17 protein-coding genes and 1 other annotated feature are annotated in these 20,252 nt (G+C 61.2%); of the genes, 8 read left to right on the top strand and 9 right to left on the bottom strand.

Annotation, left to right across the window (positions count from 1 at the left end):
- The first annotated feature begins 481 nt into the window (after positions 1-481).
- Positions 482-4,510 (top strand): S-layer homology domain-containing protein, encoded by a 4,029-nt coding sequence (locus tag BN1969_RS02760; protein ID WP_050622889.1) that lies wholly within the window; start codon positions 482-484, stop codon positions 4,508-4,510.
- 82 nt (positions 4,511-4,592) lie between these two features.
- Here BN1969_RS02760 and BN1969_RS02755 read toward each other — a convergent pair whose 3' ends face one another.
- Both BN1969_RS02755 and ilvD read right to left on the bottom strand, forming a co-directional pair.
- Positions 4,593-5,177: a hypothetical protein gene (locus tag BN1969_RS02755; protein WP_147576980.1), complete on the bottom strand. Its 585-nt coding sequence runs from the start codon at positions 5,175-5,177 to the stop codon at positions 4,593-4,595.
- Positions 5,178-5,580: 403 nt separating this feature from the next.
- Positions 5,581-7,242, bottom strand: a complete 1,662-nt coding sequence (gene ilvD / locus BN1969_RS02750) for a dihydroxy-acid dehydratase (protein WP_050622887.1) — start codon at positions 7,240-7,242, stop codon at positions 5,581-5,583.
- Between the two features lie 137 nt (positions 7,243-7,379).
- Between ilvD and BN1969_RS02745 the strand changes: the two genes are divergently transcribed.
- The 7 genes from BN1969_RS02745 to BN1969_RS02715 all read left to right on the top strand — a co-directional run bounded on the left by BN1969_RS02745 (position 7,380) and on the right by BN1969_RS02715 (position 12,298).
- Positions 7,380-8,054, top strand: coding sequence for a FadR/GntR family transcriptional regulator (locus tag BN1969_RS02745; RefSeq protein WP_050622886.1), 675 nt, complete (start codon positions 7,380-7,382; stop codon positions 8,052-8,054).
- Between the two features lie 280 nt (positions 8,055-8,334).
- Positions 8,335-9,387 carry an inorganic phosphate transporter gene (locus BN1969_RS02740; protein ID WP_050622885.1) on the top strand — a complete coding sequence of 351 codons (1,053 nt, stop codon included), beginning with the start codon at positions 8,335-8,337 and terminating at the stop codon, positions 9,385-9,387.
- Positions 9,388-9,411: 24 nt separating this feature from the next.
- Positions 9,412-10,035: a DUF47 domain-containing protein gene (locus tag BN1969_RS02735; protein WP_050622884.1), complete on the top strand. Its 624-nt coding sequence runs from the start codon at positions 9,412-9,414 to the stop codon at positions 10,033-10,035.
- Positions 10,036-10,195: 160 nt separating this feature from the next.
- Positions 10,196-10,507 carry a DUF2178 domain-containing protein gene (locus BN1969_RS02730; RefSeq protein WP_050622883.1) on the top strand — a complete coding sequence of 104 codons (312 nt, stop codon included), beginning with the start codon at positions 10,196-10,198 and terminating at the stop codon, positions 10,505-10,507.
- A gap of 2 nt (positions 10,508-10,509) precedes the next feature.
- Complete coding sequence (locus BN1969_RS02725) at positions 10,510-10,716, top strand: type II toxin-antitoxin system RelB family anti-toxin (RefSeq protein WP_050622882.1); 207 nt, start codon at positions 10,510-10,512, stop codon at positions 10,714-10,716.
- Between the two features lie 90 nt (positions 10,717-10,806).
- A complete protein-coding gene (locus BN1969_RS17780) occupies positions 10,807-11,250 on the top strand; it encodes a hypothetical protein (protein ID WP_050622881.1) in 444 nt (147 codons plus the stop codon).
- A 142-nt stretch (positions 11,251-11,392) separates the two neighbouring features.
- Positions 11,393-12,298, top strand: a complete 906-nt coding sequence (locus BN1969_RS02715; protein WP_050622880.1) for a polysaccharide deacetylase family protein — start codon at positions 11,393-11,395, stop codon at positions 12,296-12,298.
- A gap of 627 nt (positions 12,299-12,925) precedes the next feature.
- On the opposite strand, the gene ilvC is transcribed toward BN1969_RS02715, so the two are convergent.
- The 7 genes from ilvC to BN1969_RS02675 form a co-directional block, all read right to left on the bottom strand.
- Entirely contained in the window at positions 12,926-13,945 is a 1,020-nt protein-coding gene (ilvC, locus tag BN1969_RS02705; protein ID WP_050622878.1) for a ketol-acid reductoisomerase, read from the bottom strand.
- On the bottom strand, positions 13,926-14,492 hold the full coding sequence (gene ilvN, locus BN1969_RS02700) for an acetolactate synthase small subunit (RefSeq protein WP_242850269.1): 567 nt from the start codon (positions 14,490-14,492) through the stop codon (positions 13,926-13,928). The genes ilvC and ilvN (BN1969_RS02700) overlap by 20 nt, the downstream gene beginning before the upstream one ends.
- Before the next feature lie 13 nt (positions 14,493-14,505).
- Complete coding sequence (gene ilvB, locus BN1969_RS02695; protein WP_050622876.1) at positions 14,506-16,209, bottom strand: biosynthetic-type acetolactate synthase large subunit; 1,704 nt, start codon at positions 16,207-16,209, stop codon at positions 14,506-14,508.
- 131 nt (positions 16,210-16,340) lie between these two features.
- Positions 16,341-16,826 carry an acetolactate synthase small subunit gene (gene ilvN / locus BN1969_RS02690; RefSeq protein ID WP_050622875.1) on the bottom strand — a complete coding sequence of 162 codons (486 nt, stop codon included), beginning with the start codon at positions 16,824-16,826 and terminating at the stop codon, positions 16,341-16,343.
- Positions 16,827-16,840: 14 nt separating this feature from the next.
- Positions 16,841-18,469, bottom strand: a complete 1,629-nt coding sequence (gene ilvB / locus BN1969_RS02685; protein WP_082203476.1) for a biosynthetic-type acetolactate synthase large subunit — start codon at positions 18,467-18,469, stop codon at positions 16,841-16,843.
- Between the two features lie 68 nt (positions 18,470-18,537).
- Positions 18,538-18,782: a binding site (T-box leader), on the bottom strand.
- A 101-nt stretch (positions 18,783-18,883) separates the two neighbouring features.
- Positions 18,884-19,318, bottom strand: coding sequence for a ribose 5-phosphate isomerase B (rpiB, locus tag BN1969_RS02680; protein WP_050622873.1), 435 nt, complete (start codon positions 19,316-19,318; stop codon positions 18,884-18,886).
- Between the two features lie 42 nt (positions 19,319-19,360).
- Complete coding sequence (locus tag BN1969_RS02675) at positions 19,361-20,164, bottom strand: PHP domain-containing protein (protein WP_050622872.1); 804 nt, start codon at positions 20,162-20,164, stop codon at positions 19,361-19,363.
- Between the last annotated feature and the right edge of the window lie 88 nt (positions 20,165-20,252).

The following is a 20,252-nucleotide window of genomic DNA, read 5'->3' as shown; positions in this document are numbered from 1 at the left end:
GCGCAGAGGCCCAATATCTCCCGCAGGCTTCCAGCTGCCCCCAAAGCCTTCCCCCCTGCGGGGGGAAGGTGTCGCGGCGCGAGCCGCGACGGATGAGGGGTCCTCCTTCCCCCGTCCCACCCACAGGATATGCCAGAGGCGGGTGCGCAAAGCGCGCCCCTGCGGAGAGACCGAAAACGCCCCTGCCCTCAGCTCCCTCCCCCAAGTTGCACCCCCGCGTACAACCCTGCGCCGCCTCATGATAATATATAAGGAAGGACCCTCTTTTTGGGGGCGCCGGCCCCCCTCAAAGGCCCTCTGTAACAAAGCCGACGCAATGTTACCGTTTTGTTACATCTTGCTCCGGCCGCTTGACGATTTCGAGCTTTTGAGATATCATACACACACAGGCAAGGGGAGTTGTACTTTCCTGATTTTGGTAAAATCCATAAAATTCAAGAAAATAGCTCTCATTTGCCAAATATAAAAGGAGGAATATCCAATGAGAAACCTGAAGCGCGCTCTCAGCGTTGCTCTGGCTTCCGCCATGCTCCTGGGCATGATGATGGTCGGAACCAGCGCTAAGGGCATCGACGATTTTACCGATAAGGATAAGATCGTCAATCAGGACGCCGTGGCGGTCACCGCCGAGATCGGCGTGTTCGACGGCTACGAGAACGGGTCCTTTGGTCCCGAGAACGTAGTCACCCGCGCCGAGATGGCGGTCATCATCTGCACCATGCTGTATGGCGCCGGTGTGAACGTCAACCAGTTCGCGGAGACCAGCGTGTTCACCGACGTCCCCGACTGGGCGGAGGGCTATGTGAACCTGTGCGCCAGCCTGGGCATCGTGGCCGGTGTGGGCGACGGCAAGTTCGACCCCAGCGCCACCGTGACCACTGCGCAGGCCGTGCTGATGCTGTGCCGCACTCTGGGCTACTTCCAGAGCGCCACTGACTTCGGCAACGACTGGATGCTGGCCGCCACCGCCAAGGGCACTGAGCTGGGCATGTACGGCGATCTGAAGCTGACCGCCAACGCCGGCCTGACCCGCGACAACGTGGCCGAGCTGGTGTTCAACGCCCTGACCAAGGCTGTCACCGTTGAGTACAACGACACCTTCAACATCTACTTCAACACCGGCAGCACCTGGGCCAACGGCGTGAAGTTCGACTACAAGCAGACCCTGGGCTACAAGAACTTCGACCTGGTGTACATGAATGACGAGGATGACTTCGGCCGTCCCAGCACCGTGTGGGGCACCGGCTCCCTGGCCAACGTGTCTCTGGACGACGAGGGCAACATCCCCGACAGCTACAAGGGCATCGCTGACGACGACATCATCATCAGCATGGCCGACACCGCTACCCACACCTACACTGCCAAGGTCTCTTCCAAGACCCTGTACAACGATGTGGGCCGCACTGCCGCTCAGGAGTATGGCTGGACCGTTTACACCAACGGCGAGGCCAATGAGTACTCCTTCGACGGCAACGACCTGTATGACAACCGTACCAGCACTGACTGCTTCCTGAAGGAGGCCGCTGGCGAGAACGTGACCGGCAACGGCGTTCTGACTCAGGTCTATGTTGACTCCAAGGAGAAGGAAGTTACCGTCTCCGTCATCGACAGCTATGTGGCTGAGGTCTACAAGGTCGATGAGAAGGACGGCACCATCACCCTGTCCGACCTGGTGGACGGCCCCGCCGATGCCAGCGACGACGAGTTTGCTACCACCGCTTTTGCGGAGGACGACGTGGTCGTCTACACCTACGCCAACGACGAGATCCAGTCTGTTGTCAAGGCTGAGTCCGTGGAAGGCACTGTCACCAAGGTGAAGGACAAGGACAACTTCTCCCTGGACGGCACCAGCTACTCCTACTCCAAGAACATGGATGCCAGCGACAAGCTGGACACCGATGATGTGGACGCCGAGACCGTGGCCTATCTGGACGCCTATGGCTATGTGATCCATCTGGACGCTGACGCCGTGGCTCAGGATTACGCCTACGTGGTGGGCGTTGGCTCCGCCAACGACAAGTACGGCGATGACGCCGACTTCGGCGCCACCCTGCTGCTCACCGACGCCACCAAGCTGAAGGTGGACCTGGATTCCGACAGCACGGACAAGTATGATAGCACTCAGGAGGCCCGTGAGGCTCTGGAGGGCTACATCGTGTCCTACTCCAAGGACAGCGACGGCCTGTACACTCTGACCAAGAGAAGCGACAACCGCATCGACCTGAAGGATGATACCTTCAACGCCACCGGTCTGGAGATCAAGTCCGGCACCTCCGCCATGAAGATCTTTGCGACCGACGACTACTATGCCAACAGCAGCACTATCTTCCTGCTGTACGACGGCGACGACTACACCGTCTACACCGGCATCAAGAATGTGCCCGACGTGAAGGGTGACGCAGACACCAACGCCGTTGTCTTCGACAAGGGCGGCGTGGCCAAGGTGGTCTACATCGAGAACGCCAACGTGGACGGCGACGACGAAGTCATCTTCGTGGTGGGCGACACCGGCGCCAAGGCCCAGAAGGACAACGAGACCAACACCAAGTACTATGAGTACCAGGCCATGGTCGGCGGCGAGATCGTCAAGCTGAAGGTCCGCGACGGCGACGCCTATGACTTCTTCAAGACCATCAAGACTGATGAGATCCAGGTGCTCAGCGGCCTGACCTACAACAAGGACGGCTTTGTCACCGACTATGACAAGAACTTCACCGATTGGACTGTGAAGACCGGTATCGGCACCGAGGGCGAGGACGACGAGGTCATCGGCATCGGCGATGCCGCCGGCAAGAACTATGCGACCTACGCCTATGACGAGGACGTGGTGGTTGCCCGCTTCGACGGCGACGACCTGACCAAGTCCACCATCGGCCGCATCAAGGACGACGGCAACGACAAGGTCACCTATGTCCTGGACGGCAAGGTGCTGATGGGCGTGTGCATCAATGAAGTCAAGGGCACCGAGATGCCCAAGAGCTATACCCTGACCCTGACCGAGGGCACCGGCACTGACCTGAGCGCCACTGTGAACGGTCAGAATACCACTGCCTTCCAGGAGGGTGACAAGATCGTCATCACCGCTAAGGCTGAGACCGGATACAAGGACCTGACCGTCACCGTGGACGGCAAGGCTGTGACCCTGGACGGAAACGGCCAGTACTCCTTCACCGCCAAGGCCGGCGATGTGAAGATCGTGTCTAGCGCCACCTCCACTAATATGATCGACAGCAAACTGAACGTGACTGTCACCGATTCTACCGGTGTGACCGGCTTCGCTGTGACCGATGCACACATCGTCACCGCCAGCGACGACAAGACGACCCCCGGCGGAAAGTATAACGGCATGAGCGATGGCGACCTGTACCTGGCCTTCACCGCCCCCGACGGTGTGACCATTGGTAGCGTCAGCGCTGTCAACTTCGAGATCGGCAACCAGAAGTTCAGCAACGTGACCGCAACCGGGACCGGCACTTCCGGGGATATCACCGTGAAGGTCGCTAAGGCGAATGTCCCCAGTGCTGTGGCTTCTGCCTCCAGCGTAAAGATCGACATTCCCGTCACTGTCTCCGGCCAGACCTATCCTGTGTCTGTGAATACTCCTAAGGATATCTATGTGGAGGGCGGGTCTGACACCACCTCTACCCTGAGCAAGACTTCTGGTGCGGCGATCAAGGTGAAGCTGTCCGGCATTGCAAACGGCGTAAAGACCGTGGATGTGGCCTACGAGGTCACTGGCCTGACCGGCGGGACCAAGACCGGAACTGCGAATGGCCAGACCGTTACTGCGGGCGCTGTGACCATTACCAATCTGACCGGCGCCAGCGAGACCGCTGCCAGCAACGTGACCGTGACCATCAAGTCTGTCACCCCTGCCACTGTGGAGTACACGGTTGACTCCGAGGTAGACACCCACGAGGTGGATACCATCTCTGACACTCCCAATGCGGGCAGCGAGGCCGCACTGGCTAATTTCGCTGTCCAGGCGGCGAGCGGAAGCATCGTGACCGGCGCCAAGGCGAAGATCACCTTCACTGTCTCCGGCATCGAGGGCGGTCCCAAGCAGTTCACCACCAAGGAACTGACCGCCGGAAGTAACAAGTACACGGTCAACGCTTCTGCTTTCGATGGCGGCATGCCTCAGATCACTCCTGATGGCAAGGGCGCTGTGACCATTACCCTTAACAAGGTGGAGATCACCAGCGTTCGGGCTCAGTACACTGAGGCCATTACCAACGCTGCTTCTGGTGATGTGGTGAAGAGCTTTAACGACCAGAGCACCGCAGCTTCCGCCGGAGATGTTGCTGTTGTCGATGGCAAGTTTACTGCCACTCTGACCCTGAGCAACTCTGGTAAGAACGGCGATGCCGCCGCTGGCAATTATGTTGCTGTATCTGGCGGCGGCGAGAACAGCGAGATTACCGCAATTTCTTCTGGTAATCAGACCATTGTCTTCGAAGTCACTGCCGATGACACCGCTACCTACAATTTCGTGGTGTCTAAGATCTAATTGATCATTGGTCAATGAAAGGAGCGCCCCCGGGCCCTAAGGGTCCGGGGGTGTTTCCTCTCATGAAAGAGCGATATCTGTTTTACCCAATGGCAAAATAAAAATACTCCACGCCCTCAGAATTCATCTGGGTGGAGGGGTTGTCCTTTGAGGTGTACCAGGAGACCTGATTTCCCGACCAGGTGACATTGACATAGAAGTCGATGTGCCCCAGGCCGCCTCCCTGGGTGACGCCCCGGAGGAGGAGCAGGCCGGAACGGTCGGCGGAGGAGCCGGAGCGGCGCACCGCCAAAAGCTGGGGCGGGAAGGAAAAGGCGAGGGAGACAGGGGACTCCGGGCCGCTGGTCCCGTTTCCGGTGTAGCTGCCGAAGGCGGTGCGGGGCATGGAGCCCTCCACGGCTGACAGGCGGCGCTCCACGCCGCTCAGGCCCTCCTGATCCGCCTTGCTGTCCAGCCGCCCCTCCAGCGCCTCCAGGGCGGTCTGGTCCGCCTTCTGGGCCACAAGGCCGGAGAGCTGGGAGAGGGCGGCGGTCTCCGCCTTGGACTGTGCCAGCGCGTGGAGCGCCCCGTCCACCGCGGCGTTGTCCGCGTTGAAGTCGGTCCGCTCCACTTTGTCCGAAGCCTCCCACTGGCTCAACCCATAATGTTCAGTGTGTCTGCTTGCCATGATCGATCCCTCTTTCTATTAAAAATGATTTCATAGAAGGGGGAAACCGGGGGCTATGTGGGACGTTGAAATACAAATAATGGGATTTCGGGGAAACTGTGCCCATTTTTATCCCCAGACAGCGGCCCGAGGGGATGAGACGGGAGAAAACGGATATCCTACCATGGGGACCTGCTGTGATGTGCCCGCCTGCCTGCTGAGGCCGTCCCTGTATGGGACCCTCTCCGCACAGCATATTCTTGCAGGAACGTGTCTGTACCATGTTCCACCGGGACGCCGCCTCCCGTGCGGGGGCGGAGGGCGGGCGCATCACCGCAGGCCTCTTCTGAATATCAAAGGGACACAGAGCAGAAATAGCCCGGACACGGCGGAGGCCGCGTCCGGGCTATTTGTATCGCGCTGTTTACTCCAGGATGGCCCCCCGGTCGGCGGAGGAAACCATTTTGGCGTACCGGGCCAGATAGCCGGTCCTGATCTTGGGCTCGGGGCAAACCCACTTGGCCCGCCGGACCTCCAGCTCCTCGTCGGACACCTTCAGGGTGATGGAGTGGGCGGGGATGTCGATGGCGATGAGGTCACCCTCTTCCACCAGACCGATGGGGCCGCCGGAGGCCGCCTCGGGGGACACATGGCCGATGGAAGCCCCCCGGGTGGCGCCGGAGAAGCGGCCGTCGGTGATGAGGGCCACATCCTTATCCAGGCCCATGCCCGCGATGGCGGAGGTGGGGTTGAGCATCTCCCGCATGCCGGGACCGCCCTTGGGGCCCTCGTAGCGGATGACCACTACGTCGCCGGCCACGATCCTGCCGGCGTAGATGGCCTGGATGGCGTCCTCCTCGCTGTCGAACACCCGGGCAGGGCCCTCGTGGACCATCATCTCCGGGGCCACAGCGGACTGCTTCACCACGCAGCCGTCGGGGGCCAGGTTGCCCTTCAGCACGGCGATGCCGCCGGTCTTGGAATAGGGAGCCTCGATGGGGCGGATGATCTCCGGGTCCCGGTTGACCACGCCCGCCAGGTTCTCTGCCACCGTCTTGCCGGTGCAGGTCATAAGGCCGGTGTCCAGCAGGCCCGCCTTGGACAGCTCGGCCATGACGGCGTAGACGCCGCCGGCCCGCTCCAGGTCCTCCATATAGGTGTTGCCCGCCGGGGCCAGGTGGCACAGGTTGGGGGTCTTCTGAGAGATCTCATTGGCCATGTCGAAGGAGAGCTCGATGCCGCACTCATGGGCGATGGCAGGCAGGTGGAGCATGGTGTTGGTGGAGCAGCCCAGGGCCATGTCGATGGTCTCGGCGTTGTGGAAGGCGGCCTCGGTCATGATGTCCCGGGGGCGGATATCCCGCTCCACCAGCTCCATGATCTGCATGCCGGCGTGCTTGGCCAGCCGCAGGCGGGCGGACCACACGGCGGGGATGGTGCCGTTGCCCCGCAGCCCCATGCCGATGGCCTCGGTGAGGCAGTTCATGGAGTTGGCGGTGTACATGCCGGAGCAGGAGCCGCAGGTGGGGCAGGCGTTGTTTTCATACTCCTCCAGGCCGGCCTCGTCCAGCTTGCCGGCGTAGTAGGAGCCCACCGCCTCGAACATGTGGCTCAGGCAGGTGCGGCGGCCGTCATTCATAGTGCCCGCCATCATGGGGCCGCCGGAGACGAAGATGGTGGGGATGTTCACCCGGGCAGCCGCCATGAGCAGGCCGGGCACGTTCTTGTCGCAGTTGGGGATCATCACCAGACCGTCAAACTGGTGGGCCATAGCCATGGCCTCGGTGGAGTCGGCGATCAGGTCCCGGGTGACCAGGGAGTACTTCATGCCCACATGTCCCATGGCGATGCCGTCGCACACGGCGATGGCGGGGAACTCCACCGGGGTGCCTCCGGCGGCACGGATGCCGGCCTTCACCGCCTCGGCGATCTTATCCAGGTTCATGTGGCCGGGGACGATCTCGTTGTAGGAACAGACCACGCCGATGAGGGGCCGCTCCAGCTCCTCCTTGGTATAGCCCAGGGCATAGAGCAGGGAGCGGTTGGGGGCGGCGGGGGCCCCCTTTTTAATGACATCGCTGCGCATGGGAATTGACCTCCTCACAGATCCAGACTCAAGTTGTCTGATTTCTCTTGCATTGTCTGACTATATAGTATAAGATAGAGGGGAAAATGTCAAGAGGGAGCTGCGCCTCCGGCACAGAGAAAAGGAGAAGAGAGACCATGTCGAAGCGGAATCTGTCCCAGCAGACGGCGGAACGCCTGTATAACAGCATCGTGGCGGAGGGCACGCTGCGGCCCGGGGACAAGCTCCCCAACGAGGTGGAGCTCTCCCAGCAGCTGGGGGTGAGCCGCGCCACCCTGCGGGAGGCCATCCGAGAGCTGGCCGCCTGTGGAGTGCTGGAGGTCCGGCGGGGGCGGGGGACCTTTGTGTCGGAGGAAGTGGCGGACATCGAGGACTTCGGCTTCTCTGGGCTGGAGCGGCTTCAGGGCCAGCTGCGGGACCTGTTTGAGCTGCGGTCCATCTTCGAGCCAAAGGCCGCCCGGCTGGCCTGCCAGCGGGCCACGGAGGAGGAGCTGCGGGATATCCTGGAGAGAGGGGAGGCGGTGGAGCGGTGCATCCGGGCAGGACAGGACCGGACGGAGGCGGACCGTGACTTTCATGCCGCCATCGTGCGGGCTGCCCACAACGAATTCATGGTCCGGCTGCTGCCGGTGATCCACCAGGCAGTGGCCGCCGCAGTGGAGAGCGGAGAGCACGGCGAGCAGCTGGCAGAGGACACCCTGCGGGACCACGCCCTGCTGCTGGAATTTTTGGCAAAGCGGGACGGAGAGGGCGCAGAGCATGCCATGGCCATCCACATGTGCCGCAGCATGGAGGTGATGGGGCTGGGATGAGCCGGGCAGAACGCCGGCCTCCCTGCCTGCACAAATCTTGAACTGGGACGGAAAAGGTAAAGTCTTGACGAAATTGGTGTAAAATGCTATGCTAAACCTAGAGGTCCACAGGGGAATGGACGTTCCCGGCGGAAGATGCTCCGTGCTGTGGTTCCACGACAACTTGAAGAACAAGGGGGATGCTCCCTGATGGAGGATGACAGGACTTCGTACCGGACCGGGTCAGCAAGTCCTGTTATTTTTATGCCTCTCACGGGCAGGAGGGAGCGCGGGAGATCGTATGGAACTGTCATTTGCATCATTTGTACAGCAGGTCTTTTCCAGCCCGGCCATGCTGGTCACAGTCCTGCTGACGCTGGGCGTCATTTTCGTCAACGGATGGACGGATGCCCCCAACGCCATCGCCACCTGCATCGCCACCCGGTGCATCAACGTCCGGGCAGCCATCCTGACCAGCGCGGTGTTCAACTTCCTGGGCGTGCTCATCATGACCCACATCAACAGCTCGGTAGCCTCCACCATCAGCAATATGGTGGACTTCGGCGGCAACACCCATGAGGCCCTGATCGCCCTGTGCGCGGCTCTGTTCTCCATCGTGGTGTACAGCGTGGGGGCGGCCCGCTTCGGCATCCCCACCAGCGAGAGCCACAGCCTGATCGCGGGCCTCACAGGGGCGGCTATCGCCATCCAGAACGGCATTGGCGGCATCAACATGGGCGAGTGGGTCAAGGTGCTCTACGGCCTGGTGCTGAGCCTGGCGCTGGGCTTCCTGGCCGGGTGGGGCATCTGCCGCCTGGTCATCCTGGTGTGCGCCGGGATGGACCGAAGGAAGACCAACGGCTTCTTCCAGGGGGCACAGATCTTTGCTGCCGCCGCCATGAGCTTCATGCACGGGGCCCAGGACGGGCAGAAATTCATCGGCGTGCTCTTTCTGGGCATGGCCTTCTGCGGCGGGCAGGAGAGCGTCACCGGGATGGTCATCCCCGCCTGGCTGATGCTGATGTGCAGCACCGTGATGGGCCTGGGCACCAGCGTGGGGGGCGAAAAGATCATCAAGTCGGTGGGAATGGATATGGTGCGCCTGGAGAAGTACCAGGGGTTCGCCGCAGACCTGGCGGCGGCGGCCTGCCTGCTGCTCTCCAGCCTGTTCGGTATCCCAGTGTCCACCACCCACACCAAGACCAGCGCCATCATGGGTGTGGGGGCGGTGAAGCGGCTCTCCGCCATCAATTTCGGCGTGGTGAAGGACATGATGCTCACCTGGGTGTTCACCTTCCCGGGATGCGGGCTCATCAGCTTTGTCATGGCTAAGATATTTACGGCGATCTTCTGATCGATCATGGGGAGGAAGAGTGTTATGGCGAAAAAGAGTGATTCCTTTTATTTCGGCAACTTCTACGCTTGTGCGGACTGCGCCTATCAGGCGGCCCACCTGCTGGAGCGGGTCATGCGGGATTTCGATCCCCTGCTGATCCGGGAGAAGCTGGACGACATGCACAAGGTGGAGCACGCCGCTGACGAGAAAAAGCACGAGGTGCTGGACGCTCTGGTCAAGGCGTTCATCACCCCCATCGAGCGGGAGGACATCATCCTGCTCAGCCAGAACATCGATGAGGTGACAGACAAGATCGAGGATGTGATGCTCCGGCTCTACTACAACAACATCCAGAGCATCCGGCCCGACTCCCTGGAGCTGGTCTCCATCGTGGTGAAGAGCTGCGACATGGTCAAGCTCATGCTGAAAGAGTTCGCCTCCTTCCGCCACTCCAAGAGCCTGCGGGACCACATCATCGCCATCAACACCCTGGAGGAGCAGGCGGATCAGGTCTTTGTGACCAGCATGCGGGAGCTGCACACCACCTGCACCGACCCGGTGGAGATCATCTGCTGGCGGGAGGTCTATTTCTACCTGGAGAAATGCACTGACGCCTGTGAGCATGTGGCGGACGTGGTGGAGCAGATCGTAATGAAGAACTCCTGACCAAAGACGCATATGCTGCGCTTTCAGGACCCGGCCATCCAGGGGAGGCCGGGTCTTTTTTTGCACAGGATGTAAAAAGTATTTGACATTCCCGCACATCCATGTTAGAATCAAGATGTCAAAAGAATTTGACATCTTGATTTGACAAGGAGGCAGCGTCATGGAATCCAACGGGACTTCTATTTTTGTGGTGATCTTTCTGGCCGTGCTGATCCTCTCCGCAGTGCTGATCGTGTGGATGTTCGTCTCCCTGGTCCGGTCGGAGCTGGAGGACGAGCGGCGGCAGATGATCGTGGGCAAGGCCAGCACCTGGGCCTTCATCGCCGTGGTGGGCGGCGACCTGATCGAGGTGATCCGGACGGCGGTACAGCAGCCCAGCGGGGAGCCGGCCTCCCCCTTTATCCAGCTGGTAACGGCGGCGGTGGTGTATGCGGCCTTTTTGGGCTGGTTCAAGCACAAGTACGGAGGCTGAGCATGGAGAACAAGATCCGGGCGCTGAGGAGCGAGATGGGGCTCTCTCAGGAAGAGCTGGCCCGCCGGTGCGGAGTGTCCCGCCAGACCATCAACGCCATCGAAAACAACAAGTACGACCCCACCCTCACCCTGGCCTTCCACCTGGCCGGAGTGCTGGGGACCACGGTGGACGAGCTGTTCCTGGGGCCGGGGGAAAAATCCTGCTGAAATTGGCGGGGACCCGTTTACAAAATGGGTCCCCGCTGTTAAGCTTGTTTTAGAAAAGACTCTCTCTGGAACAGATGGGAGGCGCGGGAAATGAAGCACGGAACGATGAGCCTGCGGGACCGGGCGGCGGCTTGGGCCTTTGCCCTGTTCTCGGCGGCGGCCCTGCTGGCGGTGGCCGCCCAGGTTTTCCTGGGGGCCCGGCCGCTGCAGGGGATGCTGCCCCCCCTGGACCAGGTCACGGAGTTCTATGTCACCCCCTCCCACGAGGATATGGTCAGGTTCACAGTGGAGGAGAACGGCCTGGTCCAGGCCCTGGGGGAACTGCGGGTGGCCTGGCGGGGGCCCTATCAGGCTATCCGCTATGAGCGGGGGCAGCATACCTATCATATCGATCTGTTCCGCACCTACGAGCCCTTGGGGGATGTGGTCCTGTATGAGAACGGTTTTCTCTGCTTCGAGGGGAGCCTCTTCCGGGTGGAGGAGGGGGAAGCCTACCAGCGGTGTCTGGAGCTGTGCCGGGAGGCCCTGCCATGAGCGGGCGGGACCGGGCGGCGGAGACGCCCTCCAGAGATATCCCATAGAAAAAAGCCGGCCGGAATAAACTGCACCTCATCCTGTATCCATAGATAGACCCGGCCCCGCGCAGGTCCGGCAGATATCAGAAAGGAAGTAGAAGATGAAACGCTTTTGGAAAAAAAGATGGCTGCCGCTCCCGGTCCTGATCCCGCTCCTGCTGTACGCGGCGGCGGCGGTCTGGACCAGCACCCGGAACGTGTCCCAGCTCCCGGTGCTCATGTACCACCACATCTCGGAGGACGTGGCCACCGATATGGTGATCTCTCCCGCCCGGTTCGAGGCCCATATGGCCGCCCTGAAGGAGCACGGCTGGAACAGCGTCACCATCCGGCAGCTCATTGAATTTGGGGAGCAGGGGACCCCGCTCCCGGACCACCCGGTGCTCATCACCTTTGACGACGGCTATACCAGCAATCTGGAGCTGGCCGCCCCCATCCTGGAGCGCCATGGCCTGAACGCCGTCATCTTTGTCATCGGGATCAACGCCGGGCAGAGCGTCTATGCCCACTCGGGCCAGCCCCTGGACCCGCCCCGCTTCGCCCTGAAGGACGTCCGGCCCTATCTGGAGTCCGGTGTGCTGGAGGTGGAGAGCCACACCTTTGACCTGCATCAGCGGGCCGACTACGGGTACAGCGGCCGCGAGGGGGTGCTGCCCCTGGCGGGCGAGCCGGAGGATGCCTACCGCCAGGTCCTCGCCGGCGACTGCCGTCAGGCCCGGCAGCTCTTCGCCCAGGAGCTGGGCCAGCAGGTCACCGCCCTGGCCTACCCCTTCGGACTGGTCAGCCAGGAGGCGGACCGGATCTTCGGGGAGGAGGGGATCAAAGTGACCGTCACCTCCGTCTTCGGCCCCAACCAGATCCGGGGCGGGGACCCCGCCTCCCTTCGGATGCTGAACCGCTACGCCATCACGGACAACACCTCCACCCAGGAGCTGCTGGATCTGGTCAACTGGCATAAGGAGACCTTTTGGGAAAAGGTCCTGCGCCATCTGGGGCTGGAGCCCTGAGTTCTCCCGCAGATAATGACCTAATAGAAGAGCTTGAAAGTCAATGATGGTTTTAAGCAAAATTTAGGTGGATGATTTCGGATGCTAGTTCTAAAAATACTATCATTCTTATTGGCAATATCCTACATCCTGCTATTCCCGATGTTTCCGCAATATCCCTGGGAGAGCGGTGTTTTAGCTGAATATCTTGGAGAAAGTCTATTTTTACAGATCTATATTGTGATCTGGATCCTTGCAATTATATATGAGCTCATCATATTATTAAGATTTTACTGCCGAAAAAAATATCAATGTACTTTTTCGATTTTTTTACCTGCCGCATTTTATCAATTATATCAATATTATCCGCCTTTTCCTATTTTGAGTCAGTTTTTTTGCTTTCTTGTCCTTTCAGTAAAAGTAATTGAGATTATTTTTTGGCATAAAAGAGTAAAGAATAACGCTCCTAATCAAGGGATACAAATACTGTTAGAGTTCCTTGTGATGACTTCAATATTGATAACAACCTTTCTTTGCTGAATGACAACACTATAGATCATAACCAAAAGGGTTCTTGAGCATATGCTCAAGAACCCTTTTGTCATACATGAAAGGTCAGCGGCACCGCTGTCGCTGGCTTGCGCCCGGTTAGTTGGAAGCGGTATCCAGGTCCTTGTCGCCGCCCCAGATCATATTCTTGCGCAGCTCCTCGCCCACGATCTCCATCTGGTGCTTGGCCAGCTGGGCGCGCTTGGAGTTGAAGAAGGTGCGGCCGTTTTTGTTCTCGGCGATCCACTTTCCGGCGAAGGTGCCGTCCTGGATGTCCTGAAGGACAGCCTTCATGTTCTTCTTGGTTTCCTCGTAGGGCAGCACGCGGGGTCCGGAGACATACTCGCCGTACTCGGCGGTGTCAGAGATGGAGTAGTTCATGGCCGCCACGCCGCCCTTGTTGATCAGGTCGATGATGAGCTTCATCTCGTGGATGCACTCGAAGTAGGCGTTCTCAGGCTCGTAGCCGGCCTCCACCAGGGTCTCGAAGCCGCAGCGCATCAGGTCCACCACGCCGCCGCACAGCACGGCCTGCTCGCCGAACAGGTCAGTCTCGGTCTCGTCGTGGAAGGTGGTCTCCATCACGCCGGCCCGGGCACCGCCGATGCCGGCGATGTAGGCCAGGGCGATCTTATAGGCGTCGCCGGTGGCGTTCTGCTCCACGGCCACCAAGCAGGGCACTCCCTTGCCGTTGACATAGGTGGAGCGGACGGTATGACCGGGTCCCTTGGGGGCAGCCATGAACACGTCCACGCCCTTGGGGGGACGGATCTGCTGGTAGCGGATGTTGAAGCCGTGGGCGAAGGCCAGGGCGTTGCCCTCCACCAGGTTGGGCTCGATGTCCCGCTTGTAGACGTCGGCCTGGACCTCGTCGTTGATGAGCATCATCACGATGTCGCCCCACTTGGCGGCGTCGGCCACGGTCATCACCTTCAGGCCGGCGTCCTCGGCGTTCTTCCAGTTCTTGGAGCCGGCGCGCAGGCCCACGCACACGTCACAGCCGGAGTCCTTCAGGTTCAGGGCATGGGCGTGGCCCTGGGAGCCATAGCCGATGATGGCGATCTTCTTGCCGTTGAGGTAGTTGATGTCGCAGTCTTTCTCATAGTACATTTTTGCCATAGTTATATTCCTCCTTGATCTTATTGTCGTCGTATATGGTGCTACGCCCTCTTTCGATGGCGATGGTACCCGTTCTTGCGATCTCCAGCACGCCGAAGTCCCTCAGCAGGCGGACCAGAGCCTCAGTCTTGTCCCGGTCCCCGAAGATGGCTACGGTAAGAGTCTCCCGGCTGACGTCGATGATGTTGGCCCGGAAGATGTTGGCCATCTGGATGACCTCGTCCCGGGCGTTGCGGTCCAGGGTCTTGACTTTGATGAGGGCCATCTCCCGCTGGAGGGAGGTGGACTCGTCCAGGATCTTCACTGCGATCACCGGAAGGAGCTTGCGGCACTGGGCGGCGATTTGGGAGATCATCAGCTCGTCCCCCAGCAGCACGATGGTGATGCGGGTCACGCCGGGGTCCCCCGACTCGCCGGAGACGATGGATTCGATGTTGTAGCCCTTGCGGGAGAAGAGGCGGGCCACCTGGCTGAGGACGCCGGGGATGTCCTGGACCAGAATGGACAGCGTGTAGGGCTTGATGTCCTTGTTCATATCAGGTCTCATGGTGAAGCCCCCTTTATTTCAGCAGAAAGTCGGTGATATGGGCCCCGCCGGCCACCATGGGCCGGACCATCTCGTCCATATCCAGGCGGCAGTCGATGACACAGCCGCACCCCGCCTGGAGGGCCTGGCCAAAGGCCTGCTCCATCTCCGCCCGGGTGGAGACCCGGAAGCCCTTCAGTCCATATGCCTCGGCCAGCTTGACGAAGTCGGGGCCACGGTCCAGGGTAGTCTGGGAGAAGCGCTGGTGGTAGAGCAGGTTCTGCCACTGGCGCACCATGCCCAGGCAGCCGTTGTTGAAGATGACGGTGATGATGGGCAGGTGGTAGTGCTCCACAGTGGCCAGCTCGTGGCAGTTCATGCGGAAGCAGCCGTCTCCAGTGGTGTGGACCACCACCTTGTCCGGATTGCCCACCTTGGCACCGATAGCGGCCCCCAGTCCGAAGCCCATGGTGCCGAAGCCGCCGCTGGTGAGCAGCTGGCCGGGGTAGTCGAAGTGGAAATGCTGGATAGACCACATCTGATGCTGGCCCACATCGGTGGCCACGATGGTGTCCTGGGGGGCCATGCGGCGGATGGTCTCCAGCACCTGCCTGGGAGTGAGGACCTGGGAGGTCTCCACCTCCGGCTCCCGCTTCAGGGAAAGGATCTGCTCCTTCCAGGCGTCCCGGTGGTACTGGGGGACCCGCTGGTTGAGCAGTTCCAGCACCCGTTTGGCGGAGCCGATGATGTGGTGGTCGGTGAGGATGTTCTTGTCAATCTCCGAACGGTCGATATCGATCTGGACGATCTTCGCCTGGCTGGCAAAGGAGGCAGGGTCCAGAGCCACCCGGTCAGAGAAGCGGCAGCCCACGGCGATGAGCAGGTCGCACTGGTCACAGGCGGTGTTGGATGCCTGGGTGCCGTGCATCCCCACCATGCCGGTGGTGAGGGGGTGCGCGCCGGGGAAGCCGCCGCCCCCCATGACGGTGATGGCCACAGGGCAGTCCAGCTTCTCGGCAAACTCCCGGAACTGCCGGTCCGCCCGCCCGCGGACCACGCCGCCGCCGCACATGAGCAGCGGCCGCTGGGACTGGGCGATCATCTCCACCAGCTTGTCGATATCCCCCAGGTCAGGCTCCGGCGGCTTGAGGCCGTGGCGCAGGTTCAGCTCCCGGATGCTGCCGCAGGAGCGGTTCTCCTTCCAGGGGATGAACTCATAGTCGATCATAGTGGTGGGGAAGGTGACGTTCTTCAGAAAGTCGATGAGCACCGGGCCGGGCCGGCCAGTGGCAGCCACGGCAAAGGCCTGACGCATCACGTCGGGGATGGTCTGGGGGTCCCGGACCAGATAGGTGGCCTTGGTGATGGGCATGGCGATGCCGGTGATGTCCACCTCCTGGAAAGCGTCCTTGCCCAGGGTCTCCTCAGTGACATTGCAGGTGATGAAGACCACAGGAGAGGAATCCATATAGGCGGTGGCGATGCCGGTGGTGAGATTGGTGGCCCCGGGGCCCGAGGTAGCGAAGCACACCCCCACCTTGCCGGTGGATCGGGCATAGCCATCGGCGGCGTGGGAGGCCCCCTGCTCGTGGGCGGTCAATATGTGGTGTATTTTATCTTGGTAGTGATACAGTTCATCATAGAGATTCAGGATGGTCCCGCCCGGATAGCCGAAGACGGTGTCCACCTCCTGCTCCAGCAGGCACTCCAGGATGGCCTGGGTGGCTCTTACTTTCAAGCTGCTGCCTCCTTTGGTTCAGATAGGAACGATGAGATAGGAGCTGAGGCGCCCGGCTTCGCCGGACCGCTTTATATTTGTGCGCCGGAAGCGCACTTACTGACTCAGAACTTTTATCTCCTGACTCACGATCAAATTTTCCCTCCGCCCTTCTGGACGGCGATGACCCCGGTGCGGGCCACCTCCAGGATGGAGAAGGGGCGCATCATGGACTGAAAGGTGTCCAGCCGGTCGGGAGTATCGGACAGCTCCAGGGTGAGGGAGGTGGGAGAGATATCGTCCACCTTGGCCCCCATGATCTCACAGATGGTCATGATATCCTGGCGGGTCTTGTTGTTGGCGTTCACCTTCAGGATCATCAGCTCCCGGCCGATCAGGCTGTTCTCCTCCAGGGTGCGGACCTTGATGACTTCGATCAGCTTGTTGAGCTGCTTTTCCACCTGCTCCACCACGCTGTTGCCGCTGTCCACGATGATGGTGATGCGGGAGATGGTGGGGTCATCGGTGACACCCACTGCCAGGGATTCTATGTTAAAGGCCCGGCGGGAGAACAGGCCGGTGATCCGGTTCAGAACGCCGGCCTGGTTCTCCACTAGGACGGAAATGGTCTGTTTCATGGCTTATCCCCCTCTCAGTCATTGGTCCCAACGTCAGGGTGGACCTCACAGATCAGCAGACAGCTGCCCTGTGTGCCCAGAAAACGGTCCAGCGCCTCGTCCAGGTGGTCCTCGTCCCCCACCTGGATGCAGGGGACCCGGTACGCGGCGGCAATGGTCTCAAAGTCCGGGGAGCCGTCCAGCGCCACGCCGAAGGGCCCGTGGTAGGGGGCGCTGCTCTGGATCTGGTGGACCAGACCCAGGGTGTGGTTGCGGAACAGGACGATCTTGATGTCCATGTCCGCCGCCCGGATGGCGGCCAGCTCGTTCATGGCCATCTGGAAGGAGCCGTCGCCGCAGACCACCAGAGTCTGGCGGTCGGGACCGGCCACCTTGGCCCCCACAGCGGCAGGGAGGGCATACCCCATGGTGCCCAGGCCGCCGCTGGTGAGCAGGCGTCCGTGCTTCTGGGGGATATATTTGCAGGCGAAGATCTGGTTCTGGCCCACATCCACGCAGATGACGGCATCGTCGTCCAGCCGGGCTCCCAGCCGGCGGAGGACTGTGCCCGGGAAGACCGAGCCCGCCCGGCGGGGGAAGACGCGGTTCAGCTCCGCCTTCCGGTAGTCACGCAGCTTTTCCAGCCAGGCCGCCGAGTCGGTGGCCGCCACGTCCCGGTCCAGGATCTGCCGGAGGATGACCTTCACATTGCCCACCAGAGGGATGGCGGCCTGCATATTTTTTCCGATCTCCGCCGGGTCCACGTCGATGTGGATGGTGGCCATGCGGCGCTGGATCTCCCCCGGGTCCACCATGGCCCGGTCGGCGGCCCGGGTGCCCACCATGATGAGCAGGTCCGCCTTGGCCAGGGCCTTGTTGGCGCAGTGGTTGCCGTGGGCCCCGATCATCCCCATGTTCAGCGGGTGGTCGGTGGGCAGGAGCCCCAGCCCCATCATGGTCTTGACCACAGGGATGGAGCACCGCTCCGCCAGCTCCAGCAGCTCCTCTTTGGCGTCGGCCAGCCACACGCCGCCGCCGGCGCAGATCAAAGGCTGTTTGGAGCGGGAGATGGCCTCCACCACCCGTTTGATCTGCAGGTCATTGCCCTTTACGCTGGGCTTATAGCCCCGGATGCTGACCTCCTCGGGGTAGTAGAACTTTTTCAGGGACTGCTCCTGTACGTCGATGGGGATGTCGATGAGCACCGGGCCGGGCCGGCCAGTGGAGGCGATGTGAAAGGCCTCCTTGACGATGCGGGGGATGTCGTTGGCGTCCTTGACCAGGTAGCTGTGCTTGGAGAAGGGGGCCACCGCGCCAGTGATATCCACCTCCTGGAAGATATCCCGCCCCAGCAGATTGCTGGGTACCTGGCCGGTGATGGCTACCATGGGGATGGAATCCATATAGGCGGTGGCGATGCCGGTGATCAGGTTGGTGGCGCCCGGGCCGGAGGTCACCATGCACACCCCCACCTTCCCGCTGATCCGGGCATAGCCGGAGGCCATATGGCCCGCGTTCTGCTCCGTGCGGACCAGGGTGTAGCCGATCTCCGGGTGGGACTTCAAGGCGTCCACCGCCGGGCAGATGGTGGCGCCGGCATAGCCGAAGATATGCGCTACCTGTTCCCGCTTCAAACTCTCGATCAGGGCCTGTGCTCCTGTCATGAGAAGATCACCTCCAAATTGCATGCCGCCTGGGCGGCGGGGTAAAAATAAACGGCTTCGTCCTATCTCGATAGGACGAAGCCGTCTGCTCCGTGGTACCACCTAACTTCACAGCGGAGCGGCCAGAACAGGCCGGCGCTGCGCGCTCATGCCCCTGTAACGGTGGGTCTCCGGCCCCGCCTACTGCGGCAAACGGTTCAGCGGGACTGCTCGCGGGTGATGTTCGGCGCCCTGTTCCACAGGTGGAGCTTACACCAACCGCTCCCTCTCTGTACCCTTTGGAACTGCCTACTGGCCCGGTCATCGCGTTTTGTCATCTTCCGGGTCGCCCCGGTAAAAGTTATTTACTACTTTATCGCACGGGGAGCTGTTTGTCAATTCCCTTTTTGTCTCCGGAACATTTTTCTGCTGGGCTCAGCCCTCGATCTCCATCATCAGCTCTACCCGCTTGGTGTGGCGGCCGCCGTCGAATTCGGTGGACAGAAACACGTCCACCATCCGCTCCGCCAGGTTGGGGCCCACGATACCCGCCCCCATAGCCAGCATGTTGGCATTGTTGTGGCGGCGGCACATCTCGGCGGACAGGGTATCCCCGCACAGGGCGCAGCGGATGCCCTTTACCTTGTTGGCAGAGATGGAGATGCCGATGCCAGTGGTGCAGATGACGATCCCCTTCTCACACTGGCCGGAGGCCACGGCCTGGGCGGCAGCCTTGCCGAAAACAGGGTAATCGCACCGGTCCGGCGTCTCACAGCCGAAGTCCTGGCAGGTGATCCCCTTAGCGGCGAGATAGGCCTTGATGTGCTCCTTCAGGGCGTACCCTCCGTGGTCGGAAGCGATTGCGATCATAATGAAATCCTCCTTCTTCTCTCTTCTTCAACTATTCTTCTGTCACAGCCGGATGAATTGGGGGGTCCGGCGGTGGTAGACGGTGAAATAACGGAAGCCGACTGTCCGGAGCAGCTCCTGGGCCTGGGCGATCCCCTTCCCCACGTCCTCTGGCCTGTGGGCGTCGGACCCCAGAGTGATCAGCTCGCCGCCGCAGTCCCGGTAGAGCTCCAGCAGGGGCTGCCACTGGGTCACAGTGCGCCCGCACCAGGTGTTCACCTCAATGGCCCGCCCCGCCTGGGCCACCCCGGTGAGGAGCGCGCGCAGGCGGTCCTGGTACCTCTCCAGAGTGACAGGATGCCCAGGGATCTTCTGCATATACCGAAGGGGGTAGATGATATGGCCCATCGTGTCCCAGCAGTCCAGATGGACCAGCTGGGCCAGGCTGTCGAAGTAGTCATCCAGGGCCTCATAGCAGGCCCGGGGGGTGGTGTAGTCCAGGAAATAGAAGTCCTTCCCCCCCTTGGCGGGGCTGAGGTTGTGGATGGAGCCGATAACAAAGTCCAGGTCCGCGCCGGAGAGGATGGCGGCGGCGCAGTCCGGGTCCACCGGGGCACCGCCCAGCTCCAAACCCAGGCGCAGCTTCACGCCGGCGGGGCAGTCCCCCCGAGCCGCCTGATACTGGGTCAGGATGGGGGCCCAGTCCAGCCCTGTGACCCGTCCCCCGTCCAGATCCAGCAGGTCGCAGTGGTCAGTGGCACACAGGTCGGAGAGGCCGGCGGCCTGGGCCGCCCGGAGCATCTCCGAGAGGGGCGCCTCACTGTCCGGGGAGCAGCAGGAATGGATGTGATGATCAGCAAGATACATACAGAGACCTCCGGCGGGCAAATTCTGTGGATCAGTCCGCTTCGCCCTCTATTTTATTGCATTTGTTGACATTTTGCAAGTGATTTTC

This window comes from Clostridium phoceensis, assembly GCF_001244495.1.
Taxonomy (GTDB): domain Bacteria; phylum Bacillota; class Clostridia; order Oscillospirales; family Oscillospiraceae; genus Lawsonibacter; species Lawsonibacter asaccharolyticus.
Note: the sequence above shows the minus strand (reverse complement) of the source record. Positions and strands in the feature narration are given on the sequence as shown.

What these genes read in the sequence shown, in the direction of transcription:
- BN1969_RS02760 (WP_050622889.1), top strand. Translation starts at nt 482, where the DNA reads ATGAGAAACCTGAAGCGCGCTCTCAGCGTTGCTCTGGCTTCCGCCATG.
- BN1969_RS02755 (WP_147576980.1), bottom strand. Translation starts at nt 5,177, where the DNA reads ATGGCAAGCAGACACACTGAACATTATGGGTTGAGCCAGTGGGAGGCT.
- ilvD (WP_050622887.1), bottom strand. Translation starts at nt 7,242, where the DNA reads ATGCGCAGCGATGTCATTAAAAAGGGGGCCCCCGCCGCCCCCAACCGC.
- BN1969_RS02745 (WP_050622886.1), top strand. Translation starts at nt 7,380, where the DNA reads ATGTCGAAGCGGAATCTGTCCCAGCAGACGGCGGAACGCCTGTATAAC.
- BN1969_RS02740 (WP_050622885.1), top strand. Translation starts at nt 8,335, where the DNA reads ATGGAACTGTCATTTGCATCATTTGTACAGCAGGTCTTTTCCAGCCCG.
- BN1969_RS02735 (WP_050622884.1), top strand. Translation starts at nt 9,412, where the DNA reads ATGGCGAAAAAGAGTGATTCCTTTTATTTCGGCAACTTCTACGCTTGT.
- BN1969_RS02730 (WP_050622883.1), top strand. Translation starts at nt 10,196, where the DNA reads ATGGAATCCAACGGGACTTCTATTTTTGTGGTGATCTTTCTGGCCGTG.
- BN1969_RS02725 (WP_050622882.1), top strand. Translation starts at nt 10,510, where the DNA reads ATGGAGAACAAGATCCGGGCGCTGAGGAGCGAGATGGGGCTCTCTCAG.
- BN1969_RS17780 (WP_050622881.1), top strand. Translation starts at nt 10,807, where the DNA reads ATGAAGCACGGAACGATGAGCCTGCGGGACCGGGCGGCGGCTTGGGCC.
- BN1969_RS02715 (WP_050622880.1), top strand. Translation starts at nt 11,393, where the DNA reads ATGAAACGCTTTTGGAAAAAAAGATGGCTGCCGCTCCCGGTCCTGATC.
- ilvC (WP_050622878.1), bottom strand. Translation starts at nt 13,945, where the DNA reads ATGGCAAAAATGTACTATGAGAAAGACTGCGACATCAACTACCTCAAC.
- ilvN (WP_242850269.1), bottom strand. Translation starts at nt 14,492, where the DNA reads ATGAGACCTGATATGAACAAGGACATCAAGCCCTACACGCTGTCCATT.
- ilvN (WP_050622875.1), bottom strand. Translation starts at nt 16,826, where the DNA reads ATGAAACAGACCATTTCCGTCCTAGTGGAGAACCAGGCCGGCGTTCTG.
- ilvB (WP_082203476.1), bottom strand. Translation starts at nt 18,469, where the DNA reads ATGACAGGAGCACAGGCCCTGATCGAGAGTTTGAAGCGGGAACAGGTA.
- rpiB (WP_050622873.1), bottom strand. Translation starts at nt 19,318, where the DNA reads ATGATCGCAATCGCTTCCGACCACGGAGGGTACGCCCTGAAGGAGCAC.
- BN1969_RS02675 (WP_050622872.1), bottom strand. Translation starts at nt 20,164, where the DNA reads ATGTATCTTGCTGATCATCACATCCATTCCTGCTGCTCCCCGGACAGT.